Below are 25,648 nucleotides of genomic sequence, written 5' to 3' on the forward strand. Positions count from 1 at the left end.
CCCTCCCGTTCTGGCGCCCGGTTCTGCCGTGCCGGGCATTTATGCCTACCTAGCAGCAACCAGGGGTTGGCGGCAGGTCATTACTCTGCCGCCTGCAGGCGGGATAGCGTACCGAGAGCGTGGCCGAGATCGTCCTGCAGGTCGAGCGGGTCCTCGAGCCCCACCGAAAGCCGCACCACGCCCTCGGTGATGCCGAGCCTGGCCCGCTCCTCGGCGCCGATGCGCATATGCGTGGTGGTGGCGGGATGCGTCACCAGGGAGCGGCTGTCGCCCAGGTTGTTCGAGACCGCGATCAGGCGCAGCCGGTTCATCACCTTGAACGCCGCCTCCTTGCCGTCCAGCTCGAACGTCACCAGCGAGCCGCCGGCGCTCATCTGCCGCATCGCCAGCGCCTGCTGCGGGTGGTCGGAACGCGCCGGATACCAGACCCGGCTTATGCCGGGCTGCAAGGCCAGCCAGTCGGCCATGCAGGCGGCGTTGGCGCACATCGCGTTCACCCGCAAGGCCAGCGTTTCCAGCCCCTTGAGCAGCACCCACGCATTGAAGGCGGACAGCGTCGGGCCGGAATTGCGGATGAACGGCTGCAGCACCTCGACGATCCATTGCGTGCGGCCGAGCACCGCGCCGCCGAGCACGCGGCCCTGGCCATCGATATGCTTGGTGCAGGAATACACCACCACGTCGGCGCCGAGCTCGAGCGGACGCTGCAGCAGCGGGGTGGCGAACACGTTGTCCACCACCACCAGGGCGCCGGCCGCGTGCGCCAGGTCGGCGACCGCCTGCAAATCCACGATGTCGAGCATCGGGTTGGACGGGCTTTCCAGCAGCACCATCGCGGTGGGGATCGCGAGTGCGTTGCGCCACTGGTCGAGATCGTGGCCATCGACGAACACGCTCTCGATGCCGTAGCGCGGCAGCAGCGTGGACACGATCCAGAAGCACGAACCGAACAGCGCGCGCGAGGCCACCAGCCGGTCGCCGGTCTTGAGGTGGCTCAGCAGGGCCGCATGCACCGCCGCCATGCCGGACGCCGTCGCCCGGCACGACTCGGCGCCCTCGATCTCGGCGAGGCGGCGTTCGAACATGGCGACCGTCGGGTTGCCGAAGCGGCTGTACTGGTAGTGCTCGGCTTCGCCCTTGAAGGTCGCCTCGGCCTGCTCGGCGTTGTCATAGACGAAGCCCGAGGTGAGGAACATCGCCTCGCTGGTCTCGCCGAACATGCTGCGCTCGGTGCCGGCATGGATCAGGCGGGTGGCGGTGCGGTAGCTGCCATCCTTAAGAGTACGGTTGTCGCTCATCATGCGTATCCCGGTCGCGTTCACGTCGCCGGCCACGGATGACAGGGCGAACCTCCGGGGATTGGAGAGCTCGCCGATGCCTCTTTAGCGCACTTGTTTAACCTCGCCGCAAGCCGGCCGGACAAATCACGAGGACCCTGGCGCCATCGACGTCGGAACATTGATACGGTGGTGCCTGCGGCGCTGGCGGTCAAGGTTGCCTCGGTGCCAGACCGCGTTTACTCTGTGAACTCAGGCGGGTGTAGTTCAATGGTAGAACGGCAGCTTCCCAAGCTGCACACGAGGGTTCGATTCCCTTCACCCGCTCCAGACCGCCTGCAAACGCCTGCTGCTGGCGATCCGACGCACCGTTTCTGTGCTTCGGTGCTCACAGCCGGAAAGGCTGCTCCGCTCCGATGCTCGAAAAGGCACGCCGGCCGCGGCCCTCTGGGCCGCTCTCATCCAGCATCAGGCGTTTTCAGACGGTCTGGTGGTTTGTCAACGTGAAGCCGGGGTTCAGTTCGTCGCGTGCTGCTCGCGGCGCCTGACGGCCGCGCGGTGTTGCTCGACGGAGCGCTTCAGGCCCAGCAGGGCGGGGGCGGCGAGGGTGTCGCGATAGCCGTGTCCGGCCCAGCTCCAGCGGTCGTTGCGGCCGACCAGCAGGTCATGCAGGCCGTCATGGCTCTGCGCCATCACCCGGATCGGCCCGCTGACGGAATCCAGCACCTTGGTCCAGCTTCGGTCGTGCCTGAGATAGACCGAGGTGGAGCAGCCGGCCGATCCGCACAGGCTCGCCGACTGCAACTGCACGAACAGGGCCTCGTCCGCCCGGTGCTCCGACAACGGCGCCGAGCCGACCAGCACCAGCGGCTCCTCGCCATGCCTTGCGGCACCCTGCAGGTCCTCCCGGTTCAGCGACCGCGCCGCCTTGTCGAGCGCCGTGCCGGGCTGGCGCGTCAGGATCACCGGGGCGCCGGTCTGGTGGACGCGCCTTGCGGCACCGAGGGCGTGCAGCGCAGGCAACAGCAGGAGGGCGGCCAGGAGCAGCGGGCGGACAGAAGGCATGGCGTCTCGATCATCCCGGCTGCGGCGACACGCGCTCATTCTAGGACCGGCAAGCAGCCTGGTCGATACGGGACGGAGACAAACATGACGCCCGCACCAGCGAAGCCTCCCGAACCGGGACCCTACCGCCACTACAAGGGCGGCCTCTACACGGTGATCTGTGTCGGCCGCCACAGCGAGACCGAGGAGTGGCTCGTCACCTATCGCAGCGACGCAACAGGCGACTACTGGGTGCGCCCCCTGGCAATGTGGAACCAGGCGGTCGACGGCGTGCCGAGGTTCCGAACCGTTTGATCCCGTGGCAGAGGCTGCTTGCAAACGCCTGATGCTGGATGAGAGCGGCCCTTTTCTGGGCCGCGCCCGGCGTGACTTTCCGAGCACCGGAGCGGAGCGGCCTTAATGGCCGTGAGCACCGTAGCGCAGGAAAGCCGCGTCGGATCGCCAGCAGCAGGCGTTTGCAAGCAGCCTCTCTTACCAGCCCATGCTGCCTGGGATTCCCTTGAACGGCCCCTTAAGATCGCTGGTGATCCAGCCGCCATAGAACCCGCCGGGCTGCGGGGTTGCCGCCTCGTCGCCGACGAAGCACTGGTCCATCATCCCGGCATAGACCGCGAGATGGTCGCGCAGCGCGGCATAGGCCGGCGCCGGATCGGGATAGCTCCAGGCGGCACGCTCCGCGCGTGCCGCGCCGACCCGTATCGTCCAGTAGCGCGCCTCGCCCTTCCATTCGCACAGGCTGCGCCCGGGCGCCGGCTCGAGCACGCAGCCGGTGAAGGCGTCCGGCGGCAGGTAGTACACCGGCGGGTGCGAGGTCTCCAGCACCCGCCACGCTGCCGTGGTCGCGGCGATGGTGTGCCCTGCGAACAGGATGCGGACCGGGCGTCCGACCGGCTGCAGCGCCGGCGGCCGCGGGTAGTCCCAGACGCTTTCCGTCACGGCATTTTCCGTCATGCCCGGCGCGCCTCCAGATATTGCACGACCGGCCTGGTCAGCCCGACACCGCGCAGATCCTCGGGCGCGAACAGCCGGGCGCCGACGACCTCCCGGTTGTCGAGGCGAAGCTCGGGCAGGCTGTCGAGCCTCAGCTCGAAGAAGTGCACGCGATCGGGCCGGCAGTCATAGATCCCCGAGGTGACGCCCACCGGGTGCAGCGGGCCGGCCGAGAGACCGATCTCCTCGAGCAGTTCACGACGCGCGGCCGCCTCCGGGGCTTCCCCGGCCCGCAGGCCGCCGCCAGGGAAGTTCCACTGGCTGCGGTAGGACGAGCGCAGCAACAACAGGTCGCGCCCGACATGGATCGCGATCAGCGCGCCCTCGTGCGGAGGCCGGCGCAGCCGCCACCAGAGGCGCGCCAGCGGGAAGCCGATCCTGAAGGCGGTCCGCCAGGCGAGATCGATCAGCGAGAGCAACCATGCTCGGCGAGGGCTTGTCATGGCGCCGAGCATACCCTGCGCTGGCCGCCCGGCGGAACACAACGATCTGCCACGTCGTCTATTCCCCGAGCACACGCAGTCCGAGCTGGCGCGCCAGCTGGTCGCGGTAGGTCCGCTGGCGTGTCCGGTCGGCATCCAGCAGGCTCGGGCCGCGTCCGACCAGACGGTGGATGCGCGCGACCTCGCCCAGATGCTTCTGGCCGGCGAGGCGATGGGTCGCCGATCTGGCGTGCCTGCGGTGGATGTTGAGCGGCGCCGCGACATAGGCGATCCGGGCGCCCGGCGCGCGCAGCATCTCGATATACAGCCGCCAGTCGCCGGCCATGCGGAAGGCGAACAGCTCCTCCCCGCAGGCAGCCAGCGCCTGCCGCAGCGCTTCGCGGGAAAACAGGACGCCGCTCGCATTGAGGATCAGGTTGCGCTCGCTCAGGCAGTCGCGGACAAAATCGGCGCCCTCGTGCAGCCCGTCCTGGTCGAGCGTGGTTCCGGCGGTGGTGGCGAAATACGGCTTGTAGCTGTCCGACGTCAGCGTGCCCTCCTCGTCGATGGCCTGGCTGTCGCAGAACACCATCGTCACCTCCCGGCCGATCGCACAGGCCTGCTGCATCGCCTGGACCAGGCGCTCGAGCATCAGCGGCTCGGCGGCGTCGTCGGCTTCCGCGATCCAGACCCAGTCGCCGCGCGCTTCCGTCGCCGCCCGGTGCCATTGCCTGAACACCGATCCGGAATTGCGTTGCGCGGCGACGACCCGCACGTCGCGGTTCCATTCCGCGGCGGCGGCGCGTGCCACCGCGACGCTGTCGTCGGTGGAGGCGTCATCGAGCACGATCACCTCCAGGACCGGCTGCGTCTGCGCCAGGATCGAGGCCAGCCGCTGCTTCATGTAGCGGGCATAGTTGTAGGACGGCACCACGACCGAGATGCGCGGCAGCGCCGGCTGGGCCAGCGCCATCAGGCTGGCGACGTAGGCCGCGAAGTCGAACCTTGCCGCGGCCCGCCGGCCGGCCGCGGCCCGGGCGGCGGTGCTCTGCGCGTGGGTCCGCGCCGCCAGCGCCAGGGCGTGTCCCGCCATGCCCTGAAGGTCGCCGAGCGGCGCCAGCGCGCCGCCGCCATGCTGTTCGATCAACTCCGGAATGCCGCCGCTGCCGGCGAAGGCGACGCAGGACAGGCCGGCCGCCATCGCCTCCATCACCACGCTCGGCAACGGGTCCTCCCGGGAGGTCAGGACGAACGCGTCGGCGGCACTGAGATAGTCCGGCGCGTTCTGCACATGGCCCGGAAGATGGAAGCGGCCGGATGCCAGCGCCAGATCCAGCTCGGCCTGCAGGTAGAGACGCAGCGACGGGTCCAGATCGCCGAGCCACAGGCAATGCACGCGCGCCACGCGCTGGCCGCACCTCGCACGGCTGCGCGCCGGGACCTGCGCCGGGACCTGCAAGGTCCGCCAGAGCTGCAGGAACAGGTCGAAGCCCTTGCGCAGGTCGCCATATCCCATGCCGACCAGCAGCAGATCGTCCTTCGGAATGCCGATCCGGGCGCGGAGTGCCAGGCGCATGCGTGCCGAATACCGGCAGTCGCGATACAGGCCCTGCGGCAGCAGCCGGGTTCTTGCGTCGGGGATCGCCAGCAGGCGCCCCACGGCGTTCTGCACCACCGTCGCGGGGAACACCACAATGCGGGCGAGGGCGGCGGCGGCGGCGAGCGGCGGCTGTAGGTGCTTCTCGGCGATCACCGCGGGCAGTTCATGCACCAGCAGCGCAAAACCGATATCGGCGGCATGTAGCCTGGCGCCGGCGGCGCCCGACGCCGCGGAGTTGACGATCGCGTTGTCGAAGCCGTCGCGTCGCAGCCGTTCGAGATGGCCCGGCAACGCCGGGTCGTCAGCGGCCAGCACGCGCGTCGGTCCGATCGCCTGGTAGCCTTCCAGCATCGGGCCGCCGGCGAGCAGCAGGAAGCTGATCTCGACGCCATGCGCGCGGGCGAGTTGCCGCCCGACATGCAGCAGCAGACTCTGCGCGCCGGCCTGGAAGGCGTCGTGGCCGACCAGCAGGATGCGCCCGGGCCTGGTTGCCGCACCGTATCCGCTCACCGCGCGCGCGGTGGCATTGAGATAGGCGGCGCCGTGGTGCAGGTCCGGCTCGAGATAGGCGCCCTCCGCCCACTCGTTCCAGGCGTTGATGCAGACGATCGCACTCCCGAAGAACGGGTGGGCCAGCGCCTGGCGCATCAGCCCCTCGAGCCAGGCCTGGTATTTCGCCGGCGTCGAGCCGTGCATCACCAGGCCACTGCCCTGGCGCCGCGCATCGTTGTCCCAGGACGGGCAGGCGGTGCGGACCAGCGGGAAGTCGGGCACCGCCGCCGCCAGGGATCGTTCGACGATCTGGTCGTAGTCATAGACCTGCGCGGTGAACTCTGTGTCGAGCAGGTCGAGCTGCGCATTGATGGTGGCGAGCCCGTCGACCACCTTGTGCGGCGGAAATTCGATCGCGCCGTCGATCCCGAACGGGCGCGGGTCGCTGTCCCCGAATGCCTGCGACATCAGGAAGATCGGGTCCTCGCCGCAGCGCTGCATGAACAGCTCGCGCCAGCGTCCGATCGTGCGTTTTGTGTCCGGAACGAGACCGGCGCGGTAGATCATCAGCAGCGGACGCCCCTGCAGCCTGATATAGCGCGGATCGGCAAAGTGCCGGCCGAAGCAGTCGATCATCGCCGGCTCGTCCTCGGCCCGGAAATCCTGGCTGATCAAGATGTCGTGCTCCGAGCCGTCCCAGCGCCGGGTCCAGTTCTCGTTGGCCCACATCAGGCAGAACGGCATGTCGATCGAGCGGTCGGCGAGCAGGGCCTCGAGTGGCGCATCGAGCAGCCGGGTGCCGTTGAACCAGTAGAAATAGAACACGAAGCCGGCAATGCCGGCATTGCGCGCCATCTCCGCCTGACGCCGCATCGTCTGCACACCGGTCAGGCTGTAGTGGCCGAGATCGCGCGGGATGCGTGGCTGGTAGTGCCCGGCGAAGCGCGGGAGGCCCCGGGCCACGTTGGTCCACTCGGTGAAACCCTCGCCCCACCACTCGTCGTTCTGCTTCACGGCGTGGAACTGCGGCAGGTAGTAGGCGAGCATCTGCACCCGCCGTGCGGCACCGCTCGGCAGCGGGCGCACCGGCTCGAAATAGGCACCGGGCTGGGTGGTGCGGCGCATCTCGCGCGGGATGCTGGTCTCGTTGCGCGGCAGCGCCGGATGCACCTCCGGATCGTCGCGATGCGAGAGATAATGCAGCAGCGGATTGGTGGCGTTGTCGTGGCGCAGGTAGCGCTTGCGGTAGAAGGCCGGATCGAATCCCTCGAACGGACGCCGCGCCTCGCGAAAGCCCTGCACCATGTAGTGTTCGAGGGGATCAAGGCCGGCGGCGGCGACATCCGGATAGGCGCGAAGGTAGAAGCCGGCATCGAACTCCGGCAGCGCGCTCACCGCGCCGTCGGCCCGATGCAGCAGGAAGTGCCGCAGGCCGAGCATGCCGTCCGGCACTGCATAGGTGCGCAGGTACCACAGCGGATCGAACCAGGCGATCGGGCGGTTGCCGGCGGTCTCGCCGCGCGCGATGTAGTGCAGCAGCGGATCGATGCAGGCGGCGGCCACGTCCGGATATTGCGAGAGGTACCAGCGCGGGTCGAAGTACAGGTTGGGCTTGCGGCCCTCGCGCCATCCGTAGTTGTGGTAGTGCGACAACGCCTCGGAACCGAGCCCGGCGAGGTCCGGGTTGCCGCCGAGATAGAAGTCGCAGTCGAACAGGCCGGAATGGCCGATCACCTGCAGGGCCCCGAATGGCGGCTTGGCGACGCCGCCACCCTGCGCTGCCGGATCGTCGGCGACGAGCGGGGCCGTGGCGACTGGACGGCTTGCCGTTTCCGCTGACATGATCGTGATCCGACCGGGCTGGAGGTCTCTAACAATTCGTTAGGTAACGTAGGCGTGATTAGCCTGTGGGTAAAGTGCTGTCATGCGAGCAATGCAGCGATTGGGCGAGCCGTGCGTCCCGGATGACGGTGCAGGCCGCATCTGGCATGATGCGCCCACGATGTTGCCGCTGTAGACCCTCCGGATGGATCAGCCGACCGCTCCGACCACGACCGTTCATCGCTGCATCTCGTTGCCGGGCGGCCTGACGCTCGATTGCGGCGTGCATCTGGCATGCCTCGAGATTGCCGTATGCAGCTATGGAACGCTGAACCAGGCGGCCGACAACGCGATCCTGGTCTGCCATGCGCTGACCGGCGATCAGTATGCCGCCGAGCCGCATCCGGTGACCGGCAAGCCGGGCTGGTGGTCGCGCATGGTGGGCGCCGGCCGGCCGATCGATACCGACCGCTTCTTCGTGTTGTGCATGAATGTGCTGGGTGGCTGCATGGGGTCGACCGGACCGCGTTCGCCGCGCGGCCGATCTCCCGGGCCGGGCGATGGCGTCGAGCCCTGGGGCACGGATTTCCCGCCGATCACCATACGCGACATGGTGCGCGCGCAGCGGCTGGTCATCGCCGAGATGGGCATTGCCCGCCTGTTCGCCGTGGTCGGCGGCTCGATGGGCGGCATGCAGGTGCTGCAGTGGGCCGCGACCTATCCTGACCTGGTGTTCGCCGCCGTGCCGATCGCGACCGCGCCGTTTCATTCCGCCCAGAACATCGCCTTCAACGAGGTCAGCCGGCAGGCGATCTTTGCCGATCCGGACTGGCAGGGAGGCCGCTACTGGTCGGACGGCCGCATCCCGTCGCGCGGTCTCGCGGTGGCGCGCATGATGGCGCACATCACCTATCTGTCGGAGGAGGCCCTGACACGGAAGTTCGGCCGCCGGCTCCGGCGCGATCCGTACAACGCCGAGGCGCCGCTCGCCCTGTTCGGCGAGATGTTCGAGGTCGAAAGCTACCTTCGCCACCAGGGCAGCAGCTTCGTATCCCGGTTCGATGCGAATTCGTACCTGACCATCACCAGGGCAATGGATTATTTCGATCTCGCCGCGGATCATGACGGCGATCTCGCGGCTGCCTTCCGCCAAACCGCGACACGCTTCTGCGTCATCTCGTTCTCCTCGGACTGGCTGTTCCCGACCGCGCAATCGCGCACGGTGGCACGCGCCCTCAACCGGGCCGCGGCCAATGTCAGCTTCGTCGAGATCGACAGCGACAAGGGCCACGATGCGTTCCTGCTCGACGAGCCGGCGCTGGATCGGACGATACGTGGATTCCTGGCTGGAGCCGCCGAACATGCCGGGCTGCAGCACCAGCCGGTCGATCAAGCTCCTTTCGTCGTCTGAGGGATCGGCATGCGTCTCGACCAGAAGCTGATTGCCGACATGATCGTGCCGCACTCGCGGGTGCTCGATATCGGCAGCGGCGACGGGTCGCTGATCGAGCACCTGTTCCGCACCCGCGACTGCGATGCACGCGGCATCGAGATCGACATGGCGGAGGTGACACGTTCGGTCGCACACGGCCTGCCGGTGATGCATGGCGATGCCGACAGCGATCTTGCCCATTATCCCGACAGTGCCTTCGACTATGTCGTGCTGTCGCGTACCCTGCAGGCGGTCGAGCGGCCGCGCGAGGTGCTGCGACAGATGCTGCGTATCGGCACCCGTGCCGTCGTCAGCTTTCCCAATTTCGGCCACTGGCGACTGCGCTGGCAACTCCTGCTGCGCGGCCGCATGCCGATGACCGACACCTGGGCGACCTGCTGGTACGAAACGCCCAACATCCATCCCTGCACGATCCGCGACTTCGTCTCGCTGTGCGGCAGCGAGGGCTATACGATCCAGCGCTGGCTCGCGGTCGATGACAAGGGCGACCGGGCGCCCTGGCAGCGATCCATCCAGCTCGCCAACCTGTTCGGCGAGCAGGCGCTGTTCCTGCTGCATCGTGCCGAGCCGGTTGCCGATCCAAGCGGGCGCGCCCGGGTTCAGGCCAGCAGGTCGAGCAGCGAGGACGCGGTCGAGGACGCGGTCGAGCCGGCGGTGGAAGCGGCCGTCTGAGCGGCTGCCGGAAGTGCGGGCGCCTTGTGGCCACCATGATGATGGCCGCGCACCATGCCGGTCTGCTCCGCCGGAACAGCCTGCTGCAGCTTCTGGATCTGCTGGGTCAAAACCGCCGATCCGGCTGCCGCGACGCTGGCGATGCTCATCGAAACCCTCCTGGCCTGCATTGGACGTCGTCAATTTGCGCTGCAAGCGTGAAGCAGCGGTTAACGGGGCGGGAGAAGGTCTAGCTAGTTGTCCGGCGTGTTGGCGAGCCAGACGGTCTGGGCACGGCCGTCGCGCATCGAAACCGTCAGAGTGAACGAGCCCGAGGCGGCGTCACCCGCCGGCAGCGCGAACGCGGTGCGTCCGTCGCGCTTCGGGACATGGCCGTATATGCCGGCGATCCGCTCGGCCTGCGTGCCGGGGCGGATGATGCGCGCATCGAGGGTGAGATCCGGTTCGCGCTCCGGGACCGGGCAAGTGCTGCCATCCTGGCGGATGCCGTCGAGCGCGATCGCCGTCACCGCATGCGAGCGGCCGGTCGCCTCGGCATCGGAGAGCAGCCACAGGGTCAGCGCCGGCGCCTCGTCGTGTGGGTTCCTGCTGCCGGCCGGGACATCGAGGCGCGCGCAGGTCCAGTACACGCTGTCGCCGGCATCGCCCTGGTGGCGCACCGCAATGCCGAGGCCGGCGGCGAGGCGGTCGATCCCGGTACGGCCGAACGCCAAGGCCACGCCGGCGACGCGGATGGTCCCGAGCGGCGGCATGTCGGCAGGTGCGGGATAGGGGTCGGGCAATTCCGCGCGCAGCATCTGCTGCATGAACGAGGGCAGCGTGGCGGCACTCGCCGGCGATGCGAGCGCCCCGAGCGACAGCACCAGCAGTGCGGCCCAGCCGGGCGTTGCGGCATGGAGCAGGTTCAGCACCACCGCTCCGGCCAGCGAGGCGGTGGCCGGAGCAACACAGCGCTCCGGCGTGCAAAATCTAGTGTTTAGCCGATTCTGCACACAGGCTTGTGCACAGATCGCGCCATGGGATCCCGCCAGTTTCTGCTCCCTTCTGTTCACCCCGACATCCAGGTACTGGTGCAATGCACGCCCCCCGGGGGGTCCGGCGAGCCGCCCGGCATTGTGGTGCCGATAGGTGTCCTCGATCAAACGCCACACCTTGCCCGGCGACGGCAGAAGCAGCATGACCGAGGCACTCAACACCACCACCACTCCGGGGATCTGCAACGTGATGCGGGCTGTTTCGATCGGCGTCGTCGGGCTCGTCCTGTCGATCACCTCGGCATCGGCCCGGGATGCCAGGGACGAGATCGACTTCGTCACCAGAGCGTCCATCGGCAATCTCGTCGCGACGGCGGAGTCCCGCCTGGCGTTGGATCGGACCACCAGTCCCGAGGTGAGAGCCTTCGCGAGCCAGCTGGTCCAGGCCCATGCGGCGGCGGAAGCGGCGCTGCAGGCTGCGGCAGCAGGCTCCGGGGCCGCGGTCTCGACGACGCCGGACGCGGATCATCAGGCGAGCATGACGGCCCTGCAAGGCAAGTCCGGCAGGGACTTCGACGAAGCCTACGTCGCCGATCAGGCTGAAATCCACTCCAACGCCCTGACCCTCTATGCCGACTACATGCTGCTCGGCGACAACGTCAAACTCGAGGCGCTGGCGATCAAGATGATCCCGATCACCCAGGCGCAGTTCAAGCGCGCCCAGGATCTCGCCAAAAACTGACACCCGCCGCGCCGGACAGACCCCCAGTGGCGCCGGACCGATTTTGACGAGGGTGAGCCACGCGAGCCAGAACACACCACTGCCGATGACAAGATAGAGGCAGGTGAACAGGAAGCCATAGACCCTCGACAGCGCAGAGTGCTGTTTTGTTTGAAAGACCAGTTCAGGCAGCCCTGCGCAAAGGCTGGCGATGCCGGGTCGCGTCTCAGTTTGAAGTTCAGCTCTGCCCGGGAGCCAACGGCAGCTATCAGGCGAGCGGACCTCCTGATATAAGACTTAATGCTGAAACTTACCTGTCTCTGCGGTCAAGTCCGCATCGAAGTGGCAAAGCGGCCGGACTTCATCAACGAGTGCAATTGCACGCTATGCAGCAAGTCTGGCGCTCGCTGGTCCTATTTCCACCCCTCCGAAGTCAGCATCGAGGGCGCGACCAGAGAATATAGCCGGGAAGACAAAGACGATCCGGCCGCAGAAATCAACTTCTGCGGCCGATGTGGTTCGACTACGCATTTCACGCTGACGCAGAGCGCCATATCGAGATTCGGCAATGTCCAGACGGGCGTTAATATGTCGCTGGCAGATGAAAGCGATCTCGTCGGAATCGAGCTTCGTTACCCTGACGGACGGGCTTGGTCGGGCGGGGCCGACTTCGGCTATGTGCGCGAGCCCCGAGTCATTGGCCAAAGCGCGGCCTCGCAATGACTACTTACGAGGATTGCTGCTAAGGCGAGAGCCAAACTGAGACACGACCCGATGGCGACCTTGCGGGCATTTTGCGCGACGGCCTGGAAGACCTGATTGAGCAGCGTACAACGCTCCTTCCAAGTTCAGCGTGATCTAGCCGGCAGCCTCAGCTGTCGGTGCCGAGTGGACCGCGTGCTGCATCAGGTGGTCGAGCTCTACCAGCTGGGCCTGCCTCCCAAGGATCAGCTGTCGAACATCAGACAGAACGCCTGCCCGAGGAACCTCATCCCGGCAGCCCAGCCCCGCACCGTGCGGTCCGAGACCTTGAGCGCTGTACCGGCCTGCAGATTGGCGAGCTTAAGATACGTCTCGGCGCGATCGCGTTCGGCTGGAAGACCGGCGGGTATCTGCGAGTGAACTCCCGGCCCGTGTCCATGCGCACGACCAAGCGACCGCGCTACCAAGGTCCCAAGGGACGAAAAACCGCAGTTTCCTGCGGTCTTTCATGGTCGGAGTGAGAGGATTCGAACCTCCGGCCCCTGCGTCCCGAACACAGTGCTCTACCAGGCTGAGCTACACTCCGGCTGGAGCGCCCTATACAGGCGGCACTTCGGCGCTGCAAGACGCCACCGGGTCCGGCTCTACAGCCGGGACGCATCCGAGCCGCCGGCCGAGGCATCCCGGGGCATGAGGCCGGCCAGGCGCGTCAGCGCGGCGGCGACATCCGGCACCACCTCGAACAGCCGACGCGCCGAGGGATCGGCGAAGCCGTCCTCGATCGAAGCCTCGATGGCCGCGATCAGCGGCGTCGCCCAGCCTGCGATGTCGGCGATCAGGATCGGCTTGTCGTGCAGCCGCAGCTGTCTCCAGGTGATGATCTCGATGGTCTCGTCGAAGGTGCCGAGGCCGCCCGGCAGCACCAGGAAGGCGTCGGCCTGGGCGAACATGCCCTGCTTGCGGGTGTGCATGGAGTCCGTGACCGTGAGATCGGGAACGCGGTCGTGCATCACCTCGCGGGTCGACAGGAAATGCGGGATGATGCCGCTGACCGCGCCTCCGGCATCGATCGCCGCATCCGCCAGCGCGCCCATCAGGCCGACCCGGCCGCCGCCATAGATCAGCCTGATCCCGGCGCGTGCCAGGCCCGCACCGGTCTCGCGCGCGGCGTCCAGGTAGCCGGGCCGGCTGCCGAAGCGCGAGCCGCAGAACACCGCGACGCAGAGGGTTTGGGACGCGTTGGACGGCATCGTCGAGGCGGCTCCTGTCGGCTGCGGTTGGATCAGCTTTAGCAGGCCGACGAAAATTTGGTCGAATGCTGATCGACGGCCAGCCGCCCGCAGCGAGGCCTCGCGGCTGGCGCCGAGCGTGCGAAGCGTGCGGACAAGTGCTGCGAATGTCGGCAGGGTGCATGGCAGTGCGTCATCCCCCTGGAATAGTGCGGCCCAGGGTGGCGCGAGCGGATGCGAGCGGAGCAGGATCGAGCATGGGCTTCGAGATCGTCACCCTGTCCAGCCGGGTCGCCTACGAGAACCGCTGGCTGCGGCTGCGCGAGGACATCATCCGTCGGCGCGACGGGTCCGAAGGCCTGTATGGCGTGGTGGAGCGCAACGACTTCGTGGCGATCGCCGCTGTCGGCCTGGATGGGGACGAAGCCGGGGGCGAACCCTGGCTCGCCATGGTGCAGCAATATCGCTATCCGGTGCGACAGCGCCTGTGGGAGTTGCCGATGGGCATGTGGGAGGAGCGGCCGGACGCGACCCCGGAGATGATCGCCGCCGGCGAGCTGCGCGAGGAGACCGGGCTGGTGGCCGCCGCCATGCAGCATGCCGGGGTGCTGTTCCAGGCGGCCGGCTACTCGAACCAGAAGGGCCACGTGTTCCTGGCGACCGGGCTGGTCCAGGCGGCCACGGCGCGCGAGGTGACCGAGCAGGACATGATCACCCGGCGCATCCCGCTCACGGAAGTCGAGGCGATGATCCGCGACGGGCGTATCGCTTGCATGGTGTCGATCGCGGCGATTGGCCTGCTGCGGCTGAAGGGGATGCTGTGAAAGAGCGGACCGAGGAGCGGGTGCCGACGCTCGACATGCGGCGGTTCGAGGATGACCGGCCGGCGTTCGTGGCCGAAGTCGGGGCGGCGTATCGCCGCTATGGCTTCTGCTGCTTCAGCCATCACGGCATCCCGCCGGCCCGCATCGATGCCGCCTACGATGATTTCCGCCGCTTCTTTGCGCTGCCGGATGCCGCCAAGCGCACCTATGCGCAGCCGCAGGCCGGGCGTGGCTATGTCGGCTGCAAGGTCGAGACCGCCAAGACCAGCACGGTGCCGGACCTCAAGGAGTTCTTCCATGTCGGCCGCGACGGCGCGCCGGCCGACGATGCGGTGCTGCGGCCAAACATCTGGCCGGCCGAGGTGCCCTCGTTCCGGGACAACGCGCTCGCCCTGTACTCGTCGATGCAGCAGGCCGGCGACCGGGTGCTCGCCGCCATCGCGATCGATCTCGACCTGCCCGGCGATTTCTTCGCGGGCGTGACCGACCACGGCAACTCGATCCTGCGCGCGCTGCACTACCCGCCCGTCGAGGCGCGCGACCTGCCGGCGGTGCGGGCCGAGGCGCACGAGGATATCAGCCTGATCACCCTGCTGGTCGGCGCCACCGCGTCCGGACTGGAGGTGCTGACCCGGGAGGGACGCTGGCTGCCGATCGAGGCGGCGCCGGGCACCCTGGTGGTCAATGTGGGCGACATGCTGCAACGCCTGACCAACCGGGTGTATCCCTCGACCACGCACCGGGTGGTCAACCCGACCGGTGCCGCCGCCGCCGTCAGCCGCTATTCGATGCCGTTCTTCCTGGCACCGAACATGGAATACGAGATCAGGACGCTGCCCGGCTGCATCGGGCCGGACGGCGACCATTTTGCCGAGCCGATCACCGCGCAGGAGTACCTGATGCAGCGATTGCGCGAAATACGCCTGAACTAGCTGCTACCTCAGCCAGGAAACTTGCCGATGGACATGAACGTGCAAGGCACCGACCGGTACGACTTCGTGGTGATCGGCAGCGGGCCGGCCGGGCGGCGGGCGGCGGTGCAGGCGGCCAAGCTCGGCCGCTCGGTGCTGGTGGTGGAAAAGGAGAAGCGGGTCGGCGGCGTCTGCGTGCATACCGGCACCATCCCGTCCAAGACGCTGCGCGAGACGGTGCTGAACCTGACCGGCTTTCGCGAGCGCGGCTTCTACGGCAGCGCGTTCCGGGCGCGCGGCGCCATCGGCGCCGCCGACCTGACCGAGCGCCTCGGCAAGACACTGGGGTTCGAGGTGGACGGGCTCGAGCACCAGTTCAACCGCAACGGCGTCAAGATCCTGCACGGCGCCGGGCGCTTCGTCGGCCCGCATACCGTCGAGATCGCGATGAGCGCCGGCGAGACCCGGCAGGTGACGGCGGACAAGGTACTGATCGCCGTGGGCACGCAGCCGCGCCGGCCGGACGGGGTGCCGTTCGACGGGCGCCAGGTGCTCGACAGCGACGAGATCATCAATCTCGACCATGTACCGCGCAGCCTCACGGTGATCGGCGCCGGCGTGATCGGCGTCGAGTATGCCACCATCTTCAGTGCGCTCGACGTCAAGGTGACGCTGGTCGAGAGCCGCGACACCTTCCTCGACTTCATCGACCGCGAGATCATCGACGAGCTCACCCACGAGCTGCGCGACCGCGGCGTGGCGCTCCGCACCGGTTCCAAGGTCGACCAGATCGCAATCGAGAACGGCAAGGTGGTGGTGCGCCTGGATGGCGGCCGCGTGGTCCGCTCGGAGATGCTGATGTATGCGGCCGGGCGGCAGGTGACGGTGGACGGGCTCGGGCTTGAGGTGCTCGGCATCAAGGTGGACAATCGCGGCCGCATCGCCGTCGATCCGGACACGCTGCAGACCGAGGTGTCGCACATCTATGCCGCGGGCGACGCGATCGGCTTTCCCAGCCTTGCCTCGACCTCGCTGGAGCAGGGCCGCATCGCCGCCTGCCACGCCTTCGAGCAGCGCATGCCGCCGGCGCCGAAATTCTTCCCGTACGGGATCTATGCGGTGCCGGAGATCTCCACCATCGGCATGACCGAGGAGGAGGTGCGCGAAAAGCGTATCCCGTACGAATGCGGCATTGCGCGGCTGCGCGAGACCTCGCGCGGGCATATCATGGGGCTGCGCGGCGGCATGATGAAGATGATCTTCGCGACCGACGACCGGCGCCTGCTGGGCGTGCACATCATCGGCGAGGGCGCCACCGAGCTGGTGCATATCGGCCAGGCGGTGCTCAACCTGCACGGCACCATCGACTATTTCATCGAGAACACCTTCAACTATCCGACCCTTGCGGAGGCATACAAGATCGCCGCCCTCGATGCCTTCAACCGCATGGTCTGACGGCGCCTGCCCGCCCCCCGCCGCGCACGTGACTGATCCCCGGCCTGCCGAATTCGCGCTGCTGCAGGATGGGACGCACGCGACCATGCGGCTGTCGGGCGAATGGGTCGGCCAGTCAGGACAGACGCCGCACCTTGCCGAGCGCGTGCTTTTGGAACCCACCGGCGGCCTCGGCAGCCCCGACCTCAGGAGTATCGGCTTCGACACCAGCGGGCTGGGGCGCTGGGATAGCGGGCTGATCGCCTTCCTGTGGCAGTTGCGCCGGCGCGCCTCGGAGCGGCGCATCGCGTTCGACGAGCGCGGCCTGCCCGAGCCCAGCCGGCGGCTGCTGGCTCTGCTCGACGATGCGCCGCCCCCGCCGCTGCCGGCCCAGCGCCGGTCGCCGCTGCTGGGCCGCCTCGGGGCCGCTTCGATCGGCGCCCTGACCGGGACCGGCGAGCTCAGCTCCCTGCTCGGCAGCACGACGCTGCGCGCCGGCGCGGCGAGCCTGGGCCGCGCCAAGATGCGGACCCACGACCTGCTCGACAATCTCTACGACGCCGGTCCGGCGGCGCTGCTCATCATCACCGTGGTCAACGTCCTGGTCGGCGCCATCCTCGCTTTTGTCGGCGTGGTGCAGTTGCGCCGGCTCGCGGCCGACAGCTTCGTCGCCAACCTGGTCGGGCTTGCCCTGGTGCGCGAGATGGTGCCGGTGATGACCGCGATCATCATGGCCGGGCGCACCGGCGGCGCGTATGCCGCCCGCATCGCCACCATGCAGGGCAACGAGGAGATCGACGCGCTTGCCGCCACCGGCATTCCGGTCGGCGACTACATCGTGCTGCCGGCGGTGCTGTCGCTGACCGCGATGATGCCGGTGCTCTATCTCTATGGCTGCATGGTCGGGATCGCCGGCGGCTTCGTGGTGGCGATCTCGATGCTGGACATCACCCCGCTCGCCTACCTGCAGCAGACGCGGGCCGCGCTGCCGGTCGGCGAGTTCGTGTTCGGTTTCGCGAAAAGCATCGCCTTCGGCCTGATGATCGCGGTGACGAGCTGCCGGATCGGCATGCAGGCAGGGCGCAGCGCCGCCGATGTCGGCAGTGCCGCGACCTCGGCGGTGGTGGTCGGCATCGTCGGCACCATCGCGCTCGATGCGGTGTTCGCGGTGGTGGCCAATGCCGTCGGACACTGACGCCCCGGCTGACCCGGGCGACGCGATCCTGCAGGTGCAGGGCCTCGAACTCGCCTATGGCGCCCGCGTGATCCAGCGCGATCTCGATTTCAGCGTGCGGCGCGGCAGCATCTTTGCGGTGATGGGCGGCAGCGGCTGCGGCAAGAGCACGGTGCTGAAATCGCTCGTCGGGCTGCTGCGTCCGTCGGCCGGGCGGGTGCTGGTGGGCGGCGAGGATTACTGGAACAGCGACGCGGCGCGGCGCGAGGCGATCGGCCGCCGCTTCGGCGTGCTGTTTCAGAACGGCGCGCTCTGGAGCTCGCTGTCGGTGGCCGAGAACGTGGCACTGCCGCTGCGCATGTTCACCCGTCTGGACAATGCCGCCATCGAGAGCCTGGTCCGGCTGAAGCTGGCGCTGGTCGGCATGGAACACGCGGCGGCACTGTCACCATCGGAGCTGAGCGGCGGCATGCGCAAGCGCGCCGGGCTCGCGCGTGCACTGGCACTCGATCCGGAGATCCTGTTCTTCGACGAGCCCTCCGCCGGCCTCGATCCGGTCACCTCGCGCCGTCTCGACGACCTGATCCTGCAGCTCCGGGACGGCTTCGGGCAGACCATCGTGCTGGTCAGCCACGAGCTGCCGAGCCTGTTCTCGATCGCCGATGACGGCGTGTTCCTCGATGCCGCAACGCGCACGGCGATCGCGCATGGGGCGCCGGCGGCGTTGCGCGACAGCAGTACGAACCCGCAGGTGCAGGCCTTCATGCGCCGCGAACGGGTCGGCCAGGAGGGATAGGCCTCGGATGACGGGAGCAGCGACATGGTGAACCGGCAGACCATCGTGGGCGGCTTCGTGCTCGGCGGCATCCTGCTCGCCCTGGGCGTGCTGGTGCTGTTCAGCCGGCTGCGTCCGTTCGAGCCGGTCACGCGCGCGGTGCTGGTGTTCGAGGGCTCGGTGAACGGCCTGATCGTCGGCAGCCCGGTGACGTTCCGTGGCGTGCGCGTCGGCGTGGTGCGGCATATCCGGGTGCAGTTCGATCCCGGCAGCCGCCGCGCCTACATCCCGGTGATCGTGCAGCTCGAGCCGAACCGGGTCACCATCGGCAGGAGTGCCGACTCGGTGCGTACCGTCGGGCTGCCGCGCATGGTGGCCGACGGCCTGCGCGGCCAGCTCAACATACAGAGCTTCGTCACCGGCCAGGCGGAGATCGATCTCGACTTCCGCCCCGACACGCCGGCGACGCTGTACAACCGGGTGCCGGAGCTGCCCGAGATCCCGACGTTGCCGGGGCAGCTGCAGCAGCTGCGCGACCAGATCGCCAACCTGCCGCTGCACGATCTCGCCGAGGATGCCGAGCACACGCTGGTCTCGCTGCAGGTGCTGAGCGAGCATATCGACCGATTGCTGCCGCCGCTGGTCGGCAGCCTGACCAGGACCTCGGACCAGTCGCAGCTGGCGCTGGCAACCGCGACCGCCGCCATCGCCGACCTGCAGGCGCGCGCCGGCCGGACGCTGCGGGCGATCGACCGGCTGTCGACGGACGGCGACCGCCAGCTGGCCGGCCGTGGCGCGGAGCTGAGCGCCCTGCTGCGGGCCTCGAACCGCAGCGTCGGCCAGGCGCAGGCGCTGCTGACCCGGATCAACGCGCTGGCGGCGCCGCGCTCGGCGCCGCGTGCGGACGTCGAGGCGAGCCTGCGCGACCTGTCGGCGGCGGCGTCCTCGCTGCGTGGCCTGGCCGAGGACCTCGACCGCAATCCGCAGCTGCTGCTCACGGGACGCGGACGGTGAGGGGCTGCCGGTTCCTGCTGCTGGCCGGATGCCTGGCCGCCTGGCTCGCCGGCTGCGCGCCGCCGGCGCCGAGGATCTACGTGCTGGCGCCGCCCGCCTCGGCGGCCCCGGCATCGGAGGGGGCGACGGTGCTGCAGGTGCCGCGGATTCGCATCCCGGACTATCTCGACACACGCGACATCCAGGTCCGAGGTGCCGGCAGCGTGCTGGCTGCGAGCCGGACCGGACGCTGGGCCAGCCGGCTGTCGGACCAGCTGACCGACACGCTGGTGGCCGACCTCCAGCGCCTGCATCCGGAGCTGCAGGTCACGCGCAGCGAGCTCGCCGCCGCCGGCGCGCAACGCCTGTTGGTCGATCTGGACGTGCTGGAACTGGACCGCGACGGCACCGCGACCGCGCGGGCAAGCTGGTCGATCGTGCGCCCTGGCCGGCCGGACTTGGTCATGCAGTCGCACCTGTCGCTGCACGGCAACGGCGCCGACGATGCCGGCGTGCTCAACACCTTGCGTCGGGTGGCATCGCAGCTTGCCGGCCGGATCAGTCTTCCGGCCGGCTGAACCATCCTATCTTGCGATCATCACGTCGGATGCCTTGATCACCGCGATCGCGTCATCGCCGAGCTTGAGGTCCAGGTCGTCGATCGCCTCGTTGGTGATGGAGGAGTGGATGGTGACGCCGTTGCCGATGTCGATATGCACGTGGCCGGTGGTCTGGCCGCGGGTGACGGAGGTGATCCTGCCCTTCACCTGGTTGCGGGCGCTCAGCTTCATCATCGGCATGGCTCCTGAGAGAGATGCAGGTTTCTACCGCTGGCCTTTGCGGATGCCCAGGGACGGCCTCCGTTGCGAAGCAGTCTTTGCAAGCAGTGCTGCCGGCGCCGGCAACTCATGGCCGCACTCCTTGCAAGGCGAGGAAATCCCGTACCCGCAGGATCCTGGTGCCGCCATAGGTCCCGATCCCAAGCACGTGGCGCTTGTCGCCGGTCAGCAGGAAGGCCGCCGATCCTGCAGTGGCCATCGCGAGCAGGTAATTGTCGTCGGGGTCCGGTGACACGTCAACCACAGGCAGCGGATCGACATGGACGGCGAGCGTGCGCAAATCGTTGACTAGGCGACCGGCGAGGGCAGGCGCCAGGCGCTCGCGGATCCTCGGGTATCGTGTCACACGGCGCAGCTCATCGAGCTGCACCGGCGCGGTCAGCAGGTCGAACCGCCCCTGGCGCCAGAGCACGATCAGCTGCGCCGGCAGCGAGTTGCCGGCAAGCAGGGCGCTGACCAGGATGTTGGTGTCGACGACCAGCCGCACGGATCACCGGGCGGGACGGATGGCCGCTACCGCGTCGTCGATCATTGCCTGCAGCTCGTCGGGCGGCAGGTCGGTAAAGGCCCCCCGCACCTCGGTCAAAGTTTGGTCGAGCACGCGCCAGCGGACAGCGTCTTCGATGAACTTCGACAGGTCGCCCTTCTTCATGCCGCGCCGGGCCAGGAAGCTGCGCAAGCTGATGTCGGTGTCGCGGGAAACCGAAACGGTCCAGCGCGTGGTGTCGTCAGCCATACAGCCCTCCACCAGGACGGAAGTTTATGTGCTTAGCATGATAGGCGTCTAACGCCAAGGGAGCGGCCTCCATCTTCAGATGCGACAGCAGCATTGTCGGCTGCCGGCGCTCAGGGGACATTGGTGCTGTCGAGAGGCCACACCTGCAGCGCCGCGGGATCGATCGACAGCTGCACATTCCGGGTCTGGGCGGAAAAGCCTGGATCGGCCTCGACCGGCAGCTCGGTGCTGCCCAGGCGCACCAGCAATCGCCGCTGGCCGCCGCGAACCGGTCCGGCCTTGATCACTGCTGCCGGATAGCCGTCACCGTCGGTGATCCTGATGCGGCCGGGCCGTACCGCCCAGCCGACCGGGCCGCTCGCCAGCGCCGCGCCCGCGACCTGCAGGCGGACGCCGCCGCCGACATCGATTCGTTGCGGCGCCACCGCATGTCCGGCCGCGGACGCACGGGCTCCCAGCAGGCGCGCGGCCGCCTCGTTCACCGGCCGTCGGAACAGGGTCTCGGCCGGCCCGGACTGCAGCACGCGGCCCGCATCCAGCAGCAGCAGCTCGTCGGCGAGCAGCAAGGCCTCCTCCGGATCGTGGGTGACCAGGATGCTGGTCATGTCGATCTCGTGCTGCAGCGCCGCCAGCTCGTCGCGAAGCTGCGCGCGCAGGGTGGCGTCCAGGGCGGCGAACGGCTCGTCCAGCAGCAGCAGCTTTCCGCGGCGCGACAAGGCGCGGGCCAGCGCCACCCGCTGCTGCTGACCCAGCGACAGCTCGGCGGGCAGCCGGTGCTGCAACGTGGCGAGGCCGAGCCGGTCGGTCCAGTGCCGGGCACGCGCCGGATCGCAATCGACGCCGAAGCGGACCTGCCGCTCGACCGGCAGGTGCGGCAGCAGGCCATAGACCTGCGGCACATAGGCGATCCCGCGCGCATGCGGCGGCAGGCCGCCGAGATCGTGGCCGTCGAGCAGCACGCGGGCGCTATCGGCGCGGTCGAGACCGGCCAGCAGGCGCAGGGTCGCCGACTTGCCCGATCCGGAGGCTCCCAGGATGCAGAGCCGCCGCGCGCGTGTATGCCAGGCAATGTCGAGGTCGAAGCCGGGCCGGTGCCAGGTGAAGGCGAACTGCAGCGGGCCGCCGGCCGGATGCGCGACCGGTCGGGTGGCGGCAGTCAGCGGGATCGCGCCTGCGGGCCGTGCCGCGGCGAGAGGTCTCGCCCTGGACGGCGCGCCGATGCGCAGGCTGATCGCCATGACGAGCATCGCGATCAGCACGGTCGGCAGCAGGATCGGCGGCATCGCCGGCAGGCCCTCGCTGCCGAACGCCACGTAGGTGTACACCGGCAACGAGTACGGGTGGTAGGCGACCATCACGGTGGCGCCGAACTCGCCGAAGGCGCGCAGCCAGGTGAGCAGCAGCCCGGCCCAGATGCCGCGCAGCGAGAGCGCGAGGCTGACGCGCCGGAACACGCTCCCCGGCCGATGCCCGAGCGTCGCCGCGACATCCTCAAGGGCGGGATCGACCGCGGCAAAGGCCGAGCGTGCGGCCACGATCAGGAAGGGCGCGGCCACGAACGCCTGCGCCAGCACGATGCCGGCGAAGCTGTCGGTGAAGGCGCCGCCGGTCAGGCGTCCGAGCGGGCTCGCATAGCCGAGCAGGAACAGCAGCAGGATGCCGCTGGCGAGCGGCGGCAACGCCAGCGGCAACTGCACCACGAAGCCGAGCAACGCCATGCCCGGCCCCGGCACGCGCGCCAGCAGGTAGCCGAGCGGGATGCCGCAGACCCCGACCAGCAGGCTGGCCAGCGTGGCGCTGGCGATCGAGATGAGGCCGGCCTGCGCCAGCGTCGCGAGATCGACACCGCGCCAGTCCGCGTGTCCCGACTGGCCGAGGCCGGCCAGGAACGGCGCGATCAGGTAGAGCGACAGCAGCGCCGCCAGCAGCGGCAGCGCGGGCGGCAGGTTCAGGCGCAGGCTACTACCTGAAATGAACGGCGGCGGGCACGGTGGCCTTGTCGCCGGCGAGGACCGGGGCCACCGTCTGCAGCCCATGCCGGTGCAGGACCGCCTGGCCCGGCTCGCCGAGCAGGAAGTTCACGTAGCGGGCGGCGCCTGCCGGATCGGCGGCATCGCGCAGAATGGTCGCGGTATAGATGGCGCCCGTTGCCACCTCCGGGGCCGGCTTGATCGACGGCAGCTTCAGGTCGGTCGCTTCCGTCGAATAGAAGAAGCCGACATCGAGCTGCCCGGACTGCATCCGGCCGGCCAGGCTTTCCTCCGGCCGTACTTGCGCCGGATTATTCGGAGCGCCGAGTACGGCCTGCGCCAGGCCCGGCTGGTGATAGACCTGCTCGGCGCGCTGGAGCAGCTGCAGGGTCAGGCGTCCCTTGGGGTCGAGCGCCGGATCGGTGCGGCCGATCCGGATGCCGGGCTCGCGCAGCACCTCGTACCAGGGCTTCGATCTCAGCTCGGCGGCGAACCGCCCTCGCGGGTTGTAGGCGATCAGCAGCGGCGACTTGGCGAAGGTCACATACCAGGACACCCAGTTGCCGTTCGCGGCACCGGTGAGCGCGTCGTTGACCTTCGGGCTGGCGCTGACGAACACGTCGGCGCGCCGCAGCCTGCCCTTTATCTGGTTGGCCAGCGCGTTGGAGCCGCCGGCATAGCCGACGAAGTGGTCGCCGCTGCTGGCGTCGAAGGCGGCGCCGATGCCGTGCTCCATCAGGTTCACCAGCGATCCGGCATAGAGCACGCTGACATCGGCCGCGCGCGCCTGGGACGCGAGCATGACGCCGCCCAGGGCGAGTGCGGCGGCGGCGGCTGTGACCATCGGCTGCATCCTAGTTCACCGTGATCGCATCGAGGTCATGCACGTCGCGTCCGGCATGCTTGTCGCCGGGCACGATGAGCTCCAGGCCGTGCATCGGCCTGCCGTTCCGGGCCAGCGCCACGATGACCGGCTTGCCCTCGAACTTCGGATCGACCTCGCCGAGCCCGAACGCCACCGCGTAGTCGTCCGTGCCACGCGCCAGGATCGTGTGCCGCAGATGCGTCTTTTGGCCCGGCTCGTCGACCAGGGACGCCCGATCGAGCAGGGTCCAGAGCAGCACGCCGGTATAGGTCGCAGTCTGCGGACCGTGTTCGGCGACCTGGGTCAGCGTGACGGTGGTCGGCGAGAGATGTTTCAGATCGGTGACCGTGAGGACCTGCGGATGGGCGACGCGACCCTGGATTTCAAGCCGCTGCAACGTCGTCGCGTCGGCCGCGGCCGCACCCGCGCCGGCGGCCTGCAGCAATCCGAGAAGCAATGCCATTGCCGCGGGCAGTAGCCTGGCCAACCGCATACCGGTCTCGTCCCCGCGTCCTTGCCCGGCTACGTTATGGTCCGCCGGATATCGCGTAAAGCGGTCCCCGCATCCCGGTGGGGACCGCTGCGTTTGGGGCTCACCCTGCAGAGGAATAGGCACATGGCAGAGCAGACAAGTCCGGTCTGGTTCATCACCGGCTGCTCCACCGGCTTCGGGCGCGACCTTGCGCAACTGGTGCTCGATCGCGGCTGGCGCGCGGTGGTGACGGCGCGCGATGCCGCCCGGGTCGCCGATCTCGGGCGCGGCGCCGAGGACCGGGTGCTCGCACTCAGCCTAGACGTCACCGATGCCGGGCAGATCAGGGGCGCGGTGGCCGAGGCCGAGGCCCGCTTCGGGTCGATCGACGTGCTGGTGAACAATGCCGGCTATGGCTACCAGGCAGCCCTCGAGGAGGGCGTCGACGAGGAGATCCGCGCGCAGTTCGAGGCCAACGTGTTCGGCCTGTTCGCGCTGACCCGCGCGGTGCTGCCCGGCATGCGGAGCCGCCGGCACGGCCACATCCTGAACATCACCTCGATGGCCGGCTTCATCGGCTTTCCGGGGTCGGGCTACTACGCGGCCAGCAAGCACGCGGTGGAGGGCTTCTCGGATGCGCTGGCGGCCGAGGGCGCGCCGCTCGGGATCAAGGTGACCTGCGTCGAGCCGGGACCGTTCCGCACCGACTGGGCCGGCCGCTCGCTCAAGCAGACCCCGAACCGGATCGCGGACTATGCCGAGACCGCCGGCGCCCGCATGAAGAGCACCGCCGGCATCAGCGGCAAGCAGGCCGGCGACCCGGTGCGCGCCGGCGAGGCGATGATCCGCGTGGTGGAGAGCGCCGAGCCGCCGCGGCACCTGGTGCTGGGCAAGGTCGCCTATGACGGCGTCACCGCGAAGCTCAGGGAGCGGCTGGCGCAGATCGAGCGCTGGCAGCAGGCCAGCCTGAGCGCCGACTTCCCGAGCTGAGGATGAGAGATTCTTTCATCGATCGTCGCGCCTATTCTGGAAGATCGTGAAAGAATCCTTTCAGCGGCCGCATGTCGGCGTTGTTCGTCCGCCGGCGCCCCGATAGCGTTGCCTCCGACCGGCGAGGCGTCCAGCAAGGCGGCTCGCCGGCGAAGGAGACGCCCGTTGTCAGAACAGCTTGCCGTCAGGACCCGCGACTACAGCCTCGTCGGCGCCGACAGCGCCCGCGCCGTCGAGCAGGGGCTTG

General features: G+C 68.7%; 26 protein-coding genes, 2 tRNA genes, 1 pseudogene and 1 riboswitch. Of the genes and pseudogenes, 14 read left to right on the forward strand and 15 right to left on the reverse strand.

Annotated features, from left to right (window positions below; translation table 11 throughout):
* Positions 1 to 80 precede the first annotated feature (80 nt).
* Entirely contained in the window at positions 81 to 1,298 is a 1,218-nt protein-coding gene (gene metZ, locus ACQY4O_RS17070; RefSeq protein ID WP_428378233.1) for an O-succinylhomoserine sulfhydrylase, read from the reverse strand.
* 63 nt (positions 1,299 to 1,361) lie between these two features.
* Positions 1,362 to 1,441, reverse strand: a riboswitch (SAM riboswitch).
* Positions 1,442 to 1,533: 92 nt separating this feature from the next.
* Between metZ and ACQY4O_RS17075 the strand changes: the two genes are divergently transcribed.
* A tRNA-Gly gene (locus ACQY4O_RS17075) sits at positions 1,534 to 1,607 on the forward strand.
* Between the two features lie 186 nt (positions 1,608 to 1,793).
* Here the strand turns inward: ACQY4O_RS17075 and ACQY4O_RS17080 are convergent.
* Complete coding sequence (locus ACQY4O_RS17080) at positions 1,794 to 2,342, reverse strand: hypothetical protein (RefSeq protein ID WP_428377528.1); 549 nt, start codon at positions 2,340 to 2,342, stop codon at positions 1,794 to 1,796.
* An 84-nt stretch (positions 2,343 to 2,426) separates the two neighbouring features.
* Here ACQY4O_RS17080 and ACQY4O_RS17085 point away from each other — a divergent pair, with 84 nt between their 5' ends.
* A complete protein-coding gene (locus ACQY4O_RS17085) occupies positions 2,427 to 2,636 on the forward strand; it encodes a DUF1653 domain-containing protein (protein WP_428377529.1) in 210 nt (69 codons plus the stop codon).
* A 177-nt stretch (positions 2,637 to 2,813) separates the two neighbouring features.
* Here the strand turns inward: ACQY4O_RS17085 and ACQY4O_RS17090 are convergent, their stop codons facing one another.
* The 3 genes from ACQY4O_RS17090 to ACQY4O_RS17100 all read right to left on the reverse strand — a co-directional run bounded on the left by ACQY4O_RS17090 (position 2,814) and on the right by ACQY4O_RS17100 (position 7,688).
* Complete coding sequence (locus tag ACQY4O_RS17090; protein ID WP_428377530.1) at positions 2,814 to 3,293, reverse strand: DUF427 domain-containing protein; 480 nt, start codon at positions 3,291 to 3,293, stop codon at positions 2,814 to 2,816.
* Positions 3,290 to 3,751 (reverse strand): NUDIX hydrolase, encoded by a 462-nt coding sequence (locus tag ACQY4O_RS17095; RefSeq protein ID WP_428377531.1) that lies wholly within the window; start codon positions 3,749 to 3,751, stop codon positions 3,290 to 3,292. The genes ACQY4O_RS17090 and ACQY4O_RS17095 overlap by 4 nt, the downstream gene beginning before the upstream one ends.
* An 82-nt stretch (positions 3,752 to 3,833) precedes the next feature.
* Positions 3,834 to 7,688: a glycoside hydrolase family 99-like domain-containing protein gene (locus tag ACQY4O_RS17100; RefSeq protein WP_428377532.1), complete on the reverse strand. Its 3,855-nt coding sequence runs from the start codon at positions 7,686 to 7,688 to the stop codon at positions 3,834 to 3,836.
* Positions 7,689 to 7,872: 184 nt separating this feature from the next.
* Here ACQY4O_RS17100 and metX point away from each other — a divergent pair, with 184 nt between their 5' ends.
* Entirely contained in the window at positions 7,873 to 9,078 is a 1,206-nt protein-coding gene (gene metX / locus ACQY4O_RS17105; RefSeq protein ID WP_428377533.1) for a homoserine O-acetyltransferase MetX, read from the forward strand.
* Positions 9,079 to 9,087: 9 nt separating this feature from the next.
* Positions 9,088 to 9,681: pseudogene (gene metW, locus ACQY4O_RS17110) on the forward strand (methionine biosynthesis protein MetW); the annotation flags it as partial.
* Between the two features lie 38 nt (positions 9,682 to 9,719).
* Here metW and ACQY4O_RS17115 read toward each other — a convergent pair.
* Positions 9,720 to 9,941 carry a hypothetical protein gene (locus ACQY4O_RS17115; RefSeq protein ID WP_428377534.1) on the reverse strand — a complete coding sequence of 74 codons (222 nt, stop codon included), beginning with the start codon at positions 9,939 to 9,941 and terminating at the stop codon, positions 9,720 to 9,722.
* An 84-nt stretch (positions 9,942 to 10,025) separates the two neighbouring features.
* Entirely contained in the window at positions 10,026 to 10,703 is a 678-nt protein-coding gene (locus tag ACQY4O_RS17120) for a hypothetical protein (RefSeq protein WP_428377535.1), read from the reverse strand.
* Positions 10,704 to 10,968: 265 nt separating this feature from the next.
* Here ACQY4O_RS17120 and ACQY4O_RS17125 point away from each other — a divergent pair, with 265 nt between their 5' ends.
* Both ACQY4O_RS17125 and ACQY4O_RS17130 read left to right on the forward strand, forming a co-directional pair.
* A complete protein-coding gene (locus ACQY4O_RS17125) occupies positions 10,969 to 11,508 on the forward strand; it encodes a DUF4142 domain-containing protein (protein ID WP_428377536.1) in 540 nt (179 codons plus the stop codon).
* A gap of 279 nt (positions 11,509 to 11,787) precedes the next feature.
* Positions 11,788 to 12,210, forward strand: coding sequence for a GFA family protein (locus ACQY4O_RS17130; protein ID WP_428377537.1), 423 nt, complete (start codon positions 11,788 to 11,790; stop codon positions 12,208 to 12,210).
* Positions 12,211 to 12,698: 488 nt separating this feature from the next.
* On the opposite strand, the gene ACQY4O_RS17135 is transcribed toward ACQY4O_RS17130, so the two are convergent.
* A tRNA-Pro gene (locus tag ACQY4O_RS17135) sits at positions 12,699 to 12,775 on the reverse strand.
* Between the two features lie 58 nt (positions 12,776 to 12,833).
* Positions 12,834 to 13,439, reverse strand: a complete 606-nt coding sequence (locus tag ACQY4O_RS17140; protein ID WP_428377538.1) for a TIGR00730 family Rossman fold protein — start codon at positions 13,437 to 13,439, stop codon at positions 12,834 to 12,836.
* A gap of 236 nt (positions 13,440 to 13,675) precedes the next feature.
* On the opposite strand from ACQY4O_RS17140, the gene ACQY4O_RS17145 reads away from it, so the two are divergent.
* The 7 genes from ACQY4O_RS17145 to ACQY4O_RS17175 are packed head-to-tail and all read left to right on the forward strand — an operon-like array spanning position 13,676 to position 20,107.
* Positions 13,676 to 14,242 (forward strand): NUDIX domain-containing protein, encoded by a 567-nt coding sequence (locus tag ACQY4O_RS17145; RefSeq protein ID WP_428377539.1) that lies wholly within the window; start codon positions 13,676 to 13,678, stop codon positions 14,240 to 14,242.
* Entirely contained in the window at positions 14,239 to 15,174 is a 936-nt protein-coding gene (locus tag ACQY4O_RS17150) for an isopenicillin N synthase family dioxygenase (protein ID WP_428377540.1), read from the forward strand. The genes ACQY4O_RS17145 and ACQY4O_RS17150 overlap by 4 nt, the downstream gene beginning before the upstream one ends.
* A gap of 27 nt (positions 15,175 to 15,201) precedes the next feature.
* Positions 15,202 to 16,608 (forward strand): Si-specific NAD(P)(+) transhydrogenase, encoded by a 1,407-nt coding sequence (gene sthA, locus ACQY4O_RS17155; protein WP_428377541.1) that lies wholly within the window; start codon positions 15,202 to 15,204, stop codon positions 16,606 to 16,608.
* 28 nt (positions 16,609 to 16,636) lie between these two features.
* Positions 16,637 to 17,782 carry an MlaE family ABC transporter permease gene (locus ACQY4O_RS17160; RefSeq protein ID WP_428377542.1) on the forward strand — a complete coding sequence of 382 codons (1,146 nt, stop codon included), beginning with the start codon at positions 16,637 to 16,639 and terminating at the stop codon, positions 17,780 to 17,782.
* On the forward strand, positions 17,766 to 18,557 hold the full coding sequence (locus ACQY4O_RS17165) for an ABC transporter ATP-binding protein (protein ID WP_428377544.1): 792 nt from the start codon (positions 17,766 to 17,768) through the stop codon (positions 18,555 to 18,557). The genes ACQY4O_RS17160 and ACQY4O_RS17165 overlap by 17 nt, the downstream gene beginning before the upstream one ends.
* A 24-nt stretch (positions 18,558 to 18,581) precedes the next feature.
* Complete coding sequence (locus tag ACQY4O_RS17170; RefSeq protein ID WP_428377546.1) at positions 18,582 to 19,550, forward strand: MlaD family protein; 969 nt, start codon at positions 18,582 to 18,584, stop codon at positions 19,548 to 19,550.
* Positions 19,547 to 20,107: a PqiC family protein gene (locus ACQY4O_RS17175; RefSeq protein WP_428377547.1), complete on the forward strand. Its 561-nt coding sequence runs from the start codon at positions 19,547 to 19,549 to the stop codon at positions 20,105 to 20,107. The genes ACQY4O_RS17170 and ACQY4O_RS17175 overlap by 4 nt, the downstream gene beginning before the upstream one ends.
* 6 nt (positions 20,108 to 20,113) lie before the next feature.
* Here the strand turns inward: ACQY4O_RS17175 and ACQY4O_RS17180 are convergent, their stop codons facing one another.
* The 6 genes from ACQY4O_RS17180 to ACQY4O_RS17205 form a co-directional block, all read right to left on the reverse strand.
* Positions 20,114 to 20,320, reverse strand: coding sequence for a TOBE domain-containing protein (locus tag ACQY4O_RS17180; RefSeq protein WP_428378234.1), 207 nt, complete (start codon positions 20,318 to 20,320; stop codon positions 20,114 to 20,116).
* Between the two features lie 115 nt (positions 20,321 to 20,435).
* Entirely contained in the window at positions 20,436 to 20,855 is a 420-nt protein-coding gene (locus tag ACQY4O_RS17185) for a putative toxin-antitoxin system toxin component, PIN family (protein WP_428377549.1), read from the reverse strand.
* Positions 20,856 to 20,858: 3 nt separating this feature from the next.
* Positions 20,859 to 21,104: a ribbon-helix-helix domain-containing protein gene (locus tag ACQY4O_RS17190; protein ID WP_428377550.1), complete on the reverse strand. Its 246-nt coding sequence runs from the start codon at positions 21,102 to 21,104 to the stop codon at positions 20,859 to 20,861.
* A 110-nt stretch (positions 21,105 to 21,214) separates the two neighbouring features.
* Entirely contained in the window at positions 21,215 to 23,140 is a 1,926-nt protein-coding gene (locus ACQY4O_RS17195; protein ID WP_428377551.1) for an ATP-binding cassette domain-containing protein, read from the reverse strand.
* Positions 23,067 to 23,918, reverse strand: a complete 852-nt coding sequence (locus tag ACQY4O_RS17200; RefSeq protein ID WP_428377552.1) for an extracellular solute-binding protein — start codon at positions 23,916 to 23,918, stop codon at positions 23,067 to 23,069. Before ACQY4O_RS17200 ends, ACQY4O_RS17195 begins: the two co-directional genes overlap by 74 nt.
* 10 nt (positions 23,919 to 23,928) lie before the next feature.
* A complete protein-coding gene (locus ACQY4O_RS17205) occupies positions 23,929 to 24,402 on the reverse strand; it encodes a molybdopterin-dependent oxidoreductase (RefSeq protein ID WP_428377554.1) in 474 nt (157 codons plus the stop codon).
* A gap of 153 nt (positions 24,403 to 24,555) precedes the next feature.
* Between ACQY4O_RS17205 and ACQY4O_RS17210 the strand changes: the two genes are divergently transcribed.
* On the forward strand, positions 24,556 to 25,401 hold the full coding sequence (locus ACQY4O_RS17210; protein ID WP_428377555.1) for an oxidoreductase: 846 nt from the start codon (positions 24,556 to 24,558) through the stop codon (positions 25,399 to 25,401).
* Positions 25,402 to 25,648 lie beyond the last annotated feature (247 nt).

Origin of the sequence: Lichenicoccus sp., from assembly GCF_965277665.1 — a bacterium.
Taxonomy (GTDB): domain Bacteria; phylum Pseudomonadota; class Alphaproteobacteria; order Acetobacterales; family Acetobacteraceae; genus Lichenicoccus.